At 38.8% G+C, this 8,156-nt stretch carries 10 protein-coding genes; 1 reads left to right on the top strand and 9 read right to left on the bottom strand.

Annotated elements, in window-relative coordinates; translation table 11 throughout:
• The 5 genes from VNZ46_RS15020 to VNZ46_RS15000 all read right to left on the bottom strand — a co-directional run.
• Nucleotides 1-369: hypothetical protein (locus VNZ46_RS15020; protein WP_325560884.1), on the bottom strand; the 369-nt coding region annotated here is incomplete at its 3' end.
• A 69-nt stretch (nucleotides 370-438) separates the two neighbouring features.
• The gene (locus VNZ46_RS15015) at nucleotides 439-1,044 is read right to left on the bottom strand and encodes an RNA polymerase sigma-70 factor (protein WP_325560883.1); all 606 of its coding nucleotides are present in this window, start codon (nucleotides 1,042-1,044) and stop codon (nucleotides 439-441) included.
• 84 nt (nucleotides 1,045-1,128) lie between these two features.
• Nucleotides 1,129-1,371, bottom strand: a complete 243-nt coding sequence (locus tag VNZ46_RS15010) for a DUF1456 family protein (protein ID WP_108555094.1) — start codon at nucleotides 1,369-1,371, stop codon at nucleotides 1,129-1,131.
• A 1-nt stretch (nucleotide 1,372) separates the two neighbouring features.
• Nucleotides 1,373-2,680 (bottom strand): DEAD/DEAH box helicase, encoded by a 1,308-nt coding sequence (locus VNZ46_RS15005; protein WP_325560882.1) that lies wholly within the window; start codon nucleotides 2,678-2,680, stop codon nucleotides 1,373-1,375.
• 49 nt (nucleotides 2,681-2,729) lie between these two features.
• Nucleotides 2,730-2,948, bottom strand: a complete 219-nt coding sequence (locus VNZ46_RS15000; RefSeq protein WP_199082716.1) for a hypothetical protein — start codon at nucleotides 2,946-2,948, stop codon at nucleotides 2,730-2,732.
• Nucleotides 2,949-3,238: 290 nt separating this feature from the next.
• Between VNZ46_RS15000 and VNZ46_RS14995 the strand changes: the two genes are divergently transcribed.
• Nucleotides 3,239-3,712: a ribonuclease H-like YkuK family protein gene (locus VNZ46_RS14995; RefSeq protein ID WP_108554927.1), complete on the top strand. Its 474-nt coding sequence runs from the start codon at nucleotides 3,239-3,241 to the stop codon at nucleotides 3,710-3,712.
• 63 nt (nucleotides 3,713-3,775) lie between these two features.
• Here the strand turns inward: VNZ46_RS14995 and VNZ46_RS14990 are convergent, their stop codons facing one another.
• From VNZ46_RS14990 to VNZ46_RS14975, 4 genes are all read right to left on the bottom strand, one after another.
• Nucleotides 3,776-4,816, bottom strand: a complete 1,041-nt coding sequence (locus VNZ46_RS14990) for an outer membrane beta-barrel protein (RefSeq protein ID WP_325560881.1) — start codon at nucleotides 4,814-4,816, stop codon at nucleotides 3,776-3,778.
• A 42-nt stretch (nucleotides 4,817-4,858) separates the two neighbouring features.
• Complete coding sequence (locus tag VNZ46_RS14985; protein WP_325560880.1) at nucleotides 4,859-6,241, bottom strand: ammonium transporter; 1,383 nt, start codon at nucleotides 6,239-6,241, stop codon at nucleotides 4,859-4,861.
• A 577-nt stretch (nucleotides 6,242-6,818) separates the two neighbouring features.
• Nucleotides 6,819-7,766: a TIGR01212 family radical SAM protein gene (locus tag VNZ46_RS14980; protein WP_325560885.1), complete on the bottom strand. Its 948-nt coding sequence runs from the start codon at nucleotides 7,764-7,766 to the stop codon at nucleotides 6,819-6,821.
• A gap of 34 nt (nucleotides 7,767-7,800) precedes the next feature.
• The coding region (locus tag VNZ46_RS14975) for a LytTR family DNA-binding domain-containing protein (protein ID WP_325560879.1) at nucleotides 7,801-8,156 on the bottom strand (356 nt) is incomplete at its 5' end.

Below are 8,156 nucleotides of genomic sequence, written 5' to 3'. Positions count from 1 at the left end.
GGCTGCGCTTAACAATTGCTGTTCATGAACAGGGTTTATCCAGTTGCTTACTTCTGCTCTATATAAAAAACCTATACCTACAATAAGAAAAATTGCAGCAGCAGCTTTCCATAGGATAAATCCCCGCTTCCTTTCAGGTTTGAGCGTACGAATTGGTGTAGTTTCGAAATCATCGTTTAAAAATCCAGGGTCAAGACCATGCTCCCCTTGCAATTCCACTTTATCCCAGGTAGAAGCCAGCAGTGAAAGGACCTCGATGTCTTCTTTTTGCTGGCTTAACAACTCGAAAAATCTCCTCAGCTCTTCTTCCGTACACAGATTGGCAATGTACAGATGATATAAATACTTAAACTGTTCTTTTTCTTCCATGGTATTACAATAAACAGGCAGCCTTTCGGTGCATCCTTATCAATAATACAACACCCGGCCGCCCTAGGACTAGTGAGAATTAAAATAATTTGAAAAAGCGATAAAAAAACACACTATACTCCCGTGTTTGTTAACGGCTACACGTATAAATTTTGTAGCTTCAACCATATGGTTTTTCACGGTATTCTTTGAAATATTGAGTTTGGCTGCAATTTCATCATGAGAAAGCTCCTCATTGCGGCACATTTTATAAATGATTTTTTTTTGTGCAGGCAAACGGTCAATAGCATCATGATAGACCTGTACCAGTTCCCTTTCGAAAATCCCCTCTTCTGTGTGGTTCCTGATCTCATCAATATATGCAAATACCTGTTCCTGAAGGGATTTTTCTCTGGCAACCTTTTTTAAATGATTCAGGACATGATTAAGCGTTATCTTTTTAATATAGGCTTCAAAATTCATATCCAGATTAATCTGTGCCCTCTTTTGCCAGATTCGGATAAATACTTCCTGAGTGATTTCTTCAGCAACATCTTCAGATTTAGCGATCTTAAGTGCATAACGATTTACCTTCCGCCTGTACAGATTATAAATCTCCCGAAACGCTTGCTGATTTCCCTCCCTGAGCAGGCTAAGCATTCGAAATTCAGAATTATGCAAATGATCTGTATTCATGTCTTTTTTGAAAACAAGTCTTAGACGCCCGCCTTCCAGGATTATTACATAAAAAGTAAAATTTTCATTACAAGAACACTAAAATCAGACGATTTTATCTTGCTGCTCAGGCTTAGGTCCTCTTTTATATATGACCAGTCCATTCAGAAAATTTCTTAGGATCTGATCTCCACATGGTTTAAAATTAGGATGATCATCACTTCTGAAAAAGGACCCCAATTCACTTTTTGTAATTTTAAAATTAACCAGTTCCATGATTTTAATGATATCATCATTGGTGAGCTGGAGCGCAACGCGCAATTTCTTAAAAATATCGTTATTACTCATATTACAGCGCTACTTCTATTTTAACTTTTTTATTCTTAATTCTTTCCTGGGCGAGTGCAGAAAGTACCCTTCCAACCATACTCCGTTTTACGGCCACATAAGAGCTCTGATCCTTTACTTCAATCAGTCCAACATCTTCCTTTTGCAATCCGCCTTTTTTAAGCAATAAGCCTACTATATCAATCTTATTTACTTTATCTTTTTTCCCCGCGGCGATATACAGGGTTTGCCACTGGCTGTCGGAAGGAAGTCCGTAGTCACCGTCCAGTTCTTCCGTTTCAAGATCCTCACTTAAAAAGGGATACTTCTCTTCATCAGTTAACATAAGATAAGCTGTTCCTTTAGCATTCATCCTCGCCGTACGGCCATTACGATGCACAAATGCATCTGCGGTATAAGGAAGCTGGTAATGAATAATGCATTCTACCTCCGGAATATCTAATCCCCTGGAAGCAAGATCTGTTGTGATCAGAATTTTGATACTGCCATTCCTGAATTTCAGTAAGGCTCTTTCCCGCTCATCCTGCTCCATCCCTCCATGAAAGATATCATGAGCAAGATCTTTGTCAATCAGCAGATCGCTGATCCGGTCTACTGTTTCTCTATGGTTACAGAAAATAAGGGTAGTTTTGTCCCCAACCTTGCAAATCAAATCAAACAAGGTATTCAACTTGTCCTCGGCCTGTGCATAGACCTTCATCAACTTCAGATCCGGCGCAGACTTCTGATCTTTCAAATAATTGATCTCTACCGGATTTTTTACCCCCGTAAACTCAGGAATCTCCTCCATCGCCGTTGCAGAAGTCAAGAACCTCTGATTCAGCGACAGCAGTTTCCCAATGATATAAGACATATCTTCCTGAAAACCAAACTCCAGTGCTTTATCAAATTCATCAAGAACCAGGGTCGCAATACCTGATTCATCAAAATTCTCGTGTCTCAGGTGGTAAGCAATTCTTCCGGGAGTACCGATAAGTAAAGCAGGTGGTTCTTCAAAATTATTGCGCTCTGTTTTTACCGGGTGCCCACCATAACAGCAGTTCACTTTAAAACCAGTGCCCATCTGCCTGAAAACTTGTTCAATCTGTAAAGAAAGCTCTCTGGAGGGCACCATAATTAGCGCCTGTACACCTTTTTTTGAAGCATCCAGTTTAAGAAACAGGGGCAATAAAAAAGCTAATGTTTTTCCTGAGCCCGTAGGTGCAAGTAACAAGACATCACTCCCTTTTTTTGCAACACCAAGTGTTGCCTCCTGCATTTTGTTTAATGCAGAAATCTTCAGATTCCCCAGTATCTTGTCTACCATCATGCAGCAAAGATAAGGTTATTAACCCAGTTGAGTTTCAGAAAAAAAAAGCCTAAAATCTAAAATATTTTTTTCTGAGTCTTTTTACAGAGCGGTTCACTGTATTTTCCAGATTCATCAGCATGAGTCCTCTCCTGTTCATCCAGGTAGAGACCTTTTTATTAACCTTTCTAACAGGCATATATACCTTCTCATCCAACACGTCAAGATATTTTGCGTTAGACCTGCTTTGCTGCAGCAAATAAAATTCATTTAATAATTCCGTATTCATCTGCATTTTTTGTTTTGTTACGACACTTGATCTAATCTACTAAACTTCTCCTGATTTTCAAACATTTAAATCAAAAACAAGTTCTCTGCTCCTATTAAAGGCAAAAATGAATATTAGGAGCTTATTATATTAACTCCCTAAAATCTATTTTATTTCAAATCAAGTGTCAATTTGTTGACAAACACCTGATTGTTAGCAAATAAACTACAAACAATTAACCTCTTTTTAATATTATCCAGTTAAATTTAAGAAACCTGATTGTGGGTTATTCATCTTAAAACGCAATAAGTATGATCTGGAAAAAGTTCAGCGGCGAAGTTATCCATTCGTCCATTTTAGAAGAAGTTGAAAAAGCCATCATCCGGGAAACAGAAAATGGCTATCATCTTAAAGTTTGTATCGGTACAGACTCACAAGTAAAGGGAGCACTAACTGATTTTGCCACTGTAATTGTCCTGCTTCGCGAGCATCATGGCGGTTTTATGTACATCCACCAGGAAAAAACACCTCAGCGAATGAGCATTAAAGAAAGAATGCTGATTGAGGTTCAAAAATCTATTGAAACAGCTTATTCAATCTGTGATCTGCTGGATGTATACGATGTTGACCTGGAGGTACATGCCGATATTAACACCAATCCGATGTTTAAATCCAACAAAGCACTCAATGAAGCCATGGGTTATATTCTAAGTATGGGATTTATCTTTAAAGCAAAGCCTGAAGCCTTTGCCAGCTCTACCTGCGCAGATAAAATGGTCCATTAAAAAACCGCCGGATCAGGAAGATCCGACGGTCGCTTTGGTTTGGTTGAGTCGAGTACAATGAGTTTAGAATGCGTATACAGCAGCTAAAGAAAACTGAGAAGCATTTTTAGTTGGTGTTAAATCAGATTTGGCAAACAATTTATCAGAACGGTTATCAAACCTGACCTCCGGAATAAAAGTAAGTCCGCCTGTTTTAAAATTACCTGACAGCGTCACCGATTTAAAGCTTTCCCCTTTAACTTCCTTAATATCTTTAGTTTTAAAGTATTCACCCCTTAAACCCAGGGAGAAAGCTTTTGTAAAAGCATTCTGAAGGTATAAAGCTGCGCCACTATAACCACCGTTACTACCTGAAATGGTATAATCAGCAGCGTTCAAACCCAGTTTAACTTTTTCAGTAGCTTGATAAGAAGTGGTTAGATCAAATAAAGAACCATCTCCTGGAGCGCCTGCATTTCGACCAGTCAGCACATTCAGGTAGGCATTCCATCCTTCTACAGGAACAAGAGACAATTGTGCTCCAAAATGAGATACTCCATTAACATCTTTGTAAGTATTCCAGTCATTAAACAAGCCTAGCATCAAACTCACTTTGGGAGAAAAGGCATAAGTTCCTTTAATCCCTGCATTTTGAAAAGGGCCATTGGTAAACAAATAAGAAGTAGAATAATTGAAATTGCCCACCGGAGAAATCACTTCATAACCGATAAAAGTTCCCATAAAACCTGCTGTTAACGACAACTTATCATCAACAGCATAGTTTACATAAAGATTCTGAATATGAAAGGAGTTCTTTTCATTAGCTTCGGTACCGTCTCCGTTTGAAAGAGACTGGTACTGACCCCTCGGGCCAAAAGAAACTTCACCAACAAAAGAGGCCTTTCCGGTAGATTTTTTTAAAGCCAGATCGATCATTCCCAATGAAATCGAATTCTGATCATTGGCAAAGCTGGTTCCGATATTTGGCTGTTTTTGAAAATCATACTTAAAATACGTATCTACAGATCCGGAGAACTGCAAAGGGTTTTTCTCTGTTTCCTGGGCATAACTCACCGAAGAAAACGCAATGGCTGATAACGATAGCAGAGTAGATTTAAATTTCATGTTTTTTGGTTTGAGGTTGATAATCTAGACGAATTATATCATTCAGGTGGTAGGTTCGTGGTCCATTTCCATACCAGTGGCTGCTACGATGAGCGTACCCTGAAAGTATTTCTCATTATGCTGACTAGCATCAAGTCCTTCTTCTTCTTCTTCAGAAGTTACGCGGATAGGTTGAATCACGTTCACCAGTTTGAAGATTACAAAAGACATTACAAAGCTGAAAACGGCAACAATGACTACACCTTTTAATTGGGTAAAGAAGAATGCCGGATTTCCATACAATAAACCGTCAACTCCTGCGCTGTTTACTGTTTTGGTAGCAAACACACCAGTCAGAAGCATTCCAACGATACCTCCTACTCCATGACACGGGAACACATCTAAAGTATCGTCCAATGAAGTTTTTGATTTCCAGGATACGGCGAGATTAGAAACCACTGCAGCAATAACACCTATAAAAATACTAGATGGAATACTGACAAATCCAGCACCCGGAGTAATGGCCACAAGTCCAACAACAGCACCAATACAAAAACCAAGTACAGAAGGTTTTTTTCCTCTGGACACATCAAAAAACATCCATGACAAGCCCGCAGCACCAGCGGCAATATTTGTAGTTAAAAATGCAGAAACAGCCAGGCTATTAGCCCCTAATGCAGAACCAGCATTAAAACCGAACCAGCCAAACCATAGTAAACCGGTACCGATTAATACATATGGAATATTAGCAGGTGGTACTTCCTGATGTTCAGCATGACTTCTTCTTCTTTTGAGCACCAACGCACCGGCAAGAGCTGCCATACCCGCAGAAATATGCACTACAGTTCCTCCCGCAAAGTCAAGAACACCCATTTTAAACAGAATACCTTCCGGATGCCAGGTCCAATGTGCCAGTGGCGAATACACAAGCAACGAAAACAATACGATAAATAAAATATAGGAAGTAAAACGAATACGTTCCGCAACCGCTCCAACAACCAGACCCGGCGTAATGATCGCAAACATGAGCTGGAATACTGCAAACAAAGATAATGGAATGGTCGGAGCAAGACTCCATGGATGTCCTGAATTAACTCCCTGAAAGAAGAAGAATGTTTTCGGATTTCCAATAAAACCTCCAATGGTATCGCCAAAAGCAAGGCTAAAGCTCACAACCACCCAAAGTACAGAAATTACTCCGGCAGCAACCACACTTTTAATCATGGTAGAAAGCACATTTTTACGATGAACCATTCCTCCGTAAAAGAAAGCCAGACCAGGAGTCATCAAAAACACCAAAGCGGCAGCAATTAATACAAATGCAATATCGGGTGCACTGTATTTTCCCTCATCAAAATTAGGAAGAAGAGGAATAAAGAGGGCAAGAATTGCAATTATTAATAAAACTGCAAATGGTCCCCACTGTTTAAACAAAACTTTCGCCATACATTTTAGATTTAATAGTTATAATTATTGGTTTGATTTAAATTTTTTATAAAAATAGCAATTAATACCAATAAAATAAATCATTATCCAAATAAAACCACTCAAAAAACCAAAAAAGACAAAATTAAACAGCTATTTTCATACAATATTATTAATTAATGTAGTCATTTTTTAACAAACACAGTATTCATCACAAAAAAATAGGTCATTTTTTATTAAAAAAATAAAAATCACACAAAAACAAGACGAAAAAAGACAAAAACTACAGATTCAAGCACAAAACACCAACAAAAACCTTAAAAAAAACAATACTAGCCCACAAATTGCATATTCTACACCAGTAAATCGTATCCTATTGAATTTTACCAAAACAGACCAGTAAATCCCAAACAAGCCCGGGATTTTTTCTTACCTCCCTTGAACTTGCAAAAGATGACGTCCACCGACATGAAGTATAATACCGGAGCTACAAGTTAAACTCGATGAAAGAAGTATTTGTTGCAAACAAACTGCAGCAGATCTTCAGCAATAGAAAAGAAAAAAATAAAAAGAATTATTCGGCGAACTATAAACAGGGCTAAAGAAGATAAGCGGATCCCTGCACTACACCTCTACGTTCAATTTCCTTGTCTATATAGGTTTGAATCGCAGACTTGTTTAATCCCCAGTTAGGCGCAATAAGAAGATCCCAGTCCGAGATTCCGAACAAACGCTGAATCACAATATCAGGACGCAGAAGTGGAATAAGCTTACACAACAGATCTGTATACTCTTCCAAAGAAAAAAGCTTAAAAGGCTGTTTTTTATATTTCACTCCCATAATGGAGCCTTCAACAATATGAAGGTGATGAAATTTCACGAATTTAATTTGAGGAAAACGGTTGATTTCATGAATATAACCCAACATCATTTCTTCTGTTTCCCATGGAAAACCAAAGATGGTGTGGACACAGAGGTCCAGCTTGGTACCCTCCAGAAGTTTAACCGCCTCAACAAATTCACCATGACTGCAACCTCTGTTGATTTGTTCCAGAGTTTCATCGTAAATAGATTCCATCCCCATTTCAAGATCCACATCAAAACGATCCGTATAACTCTCTAAAAGCGCAACCTTTTCTGCATCTATGCAATCAGGCCTGGTTCCCACAGCAAAACCAACCACATCTTCCGGGTTAATAGACAAGGCCTCGTCATACATCATCTTGAGATAATGTACGGGTGCATATGTATTGGTATTGGGCTGAAAATAGACAATAAACTTATCCGCTTTATAAAAACCCTTACCTCGTTCCATTCCCTGCTCCAGCTGTTCACGGATGGTGGGCAGCTTACGGGATAGTTCTGGAGTAAAAGAATCCACATTACAATACGTACAACCACCATAGCCTTTACTGCCATCCCGGTTAGGGCAAGTAAAACCACCGTCAACAATCACTTTAAATACACGCTGGCCCGCATACTTCTCTTTAAGATGTGTGCCATAGTTGTTGTATCCTTTTATCCCTAAATCCAGTGGAGTTCCCAATTGCTTTTTTTTTTGCAAAAATACACATTAATTTTTAAAACCGATTCGTAGAAATCAGCGTTTCTATGGCCTGGCGATAGGCATCACCAAGCGGCAATTCTTTTTCGTCGATAAAAACAGCATTCTTTTTAACTGCCGAGATGCCTTTACTGTTTACAATGAATGATTTATGAATGCGGATAAAATCCGGGGGCAACTGACTTTCCAGGCTTTTAAAGCTGATACGAACAACAACCGGCCTGGAATTACTTTTCAAATGGATCTGAACATAGTCCTTTAGTCCTTCAATATAGAGCACATCATCTAAAACAACTTTAAGTAAACTGTAACCCACATTTACAAAAATATAACCAGCCGGCTTTTCCCCGGGCAAATTTTGCTGATGCCTTA

The sequence above is a fragment of the Pedobacter sp. genome, assembly GCF_035566355.1.
Classification (GTDB): Bacteria; Bacteroidota; Bacteroidia; order Sphingobacteriales; family Sphingobacteriaceae; genus Pedobacter.
The sequence above is the reverse complement of the archived record's forward strand: the minus strand, read 5'-3'. Positions and strand labels throughout refer to the sequence as shown.

What these genes read in the sequence shown, in the direction of transcription:
- VNZ46_RS14990 (WP_325560881.1), bottom strand. Translation starts at nt 4,816, where the DNA reads ATGAAATTTAAATCTACTCTGCTATCGTTATCAGCCATTGCGTTTTCT.
- VNZ46_RS14995 (WP_108554927.1), top strand. Translation starts at nt 3,239, where the DNA reads ATGATCTGGAAAAAGTTCAGCGGCGAAGTTATCCATTCGTCCATTTTA.
- VNZ46_RS15015 (WP_325560883.1), bottom strand. Translation starts at nt 1,044, where the DNA reads ATGAATACAGATCATTTGCATAATTCTGAATTTCGAATGCTTAGCCTG.
- VNZ46_RS15010 (WP_108555094.1), bottom strand. Translation starts at nt 1,371, where the DNA reads ATGAGTAATAACGATATTTTTAAGAAATTGCGCGTTGCGCTCCAGCTC.
- VNZ46_RS15000 (WP_199082716.1), bottom strand. Translation starts at nt 2,948, where the DNA reads ATGAATACGGAATTATTAAATGAATTTTATTTGCTGCAGCAAAGCAGG.
- VNZ46_RS15005 (WP_325560882.1), bottom strand. Translation starts at nt 2,680, where the DNA reads ATGATGGTAGACAAGATACTGGGGAATCTGAAGATTTCTGCATTAAAC.
- VNZ46_RS14985 (WP_325560880.1), bottom strand. Translation starts at nt 6,241, where the DNA reads ATGGCGAAAGTTTTGTTTAAACAGTGGGGACCATTTGCAGTTTTATTA.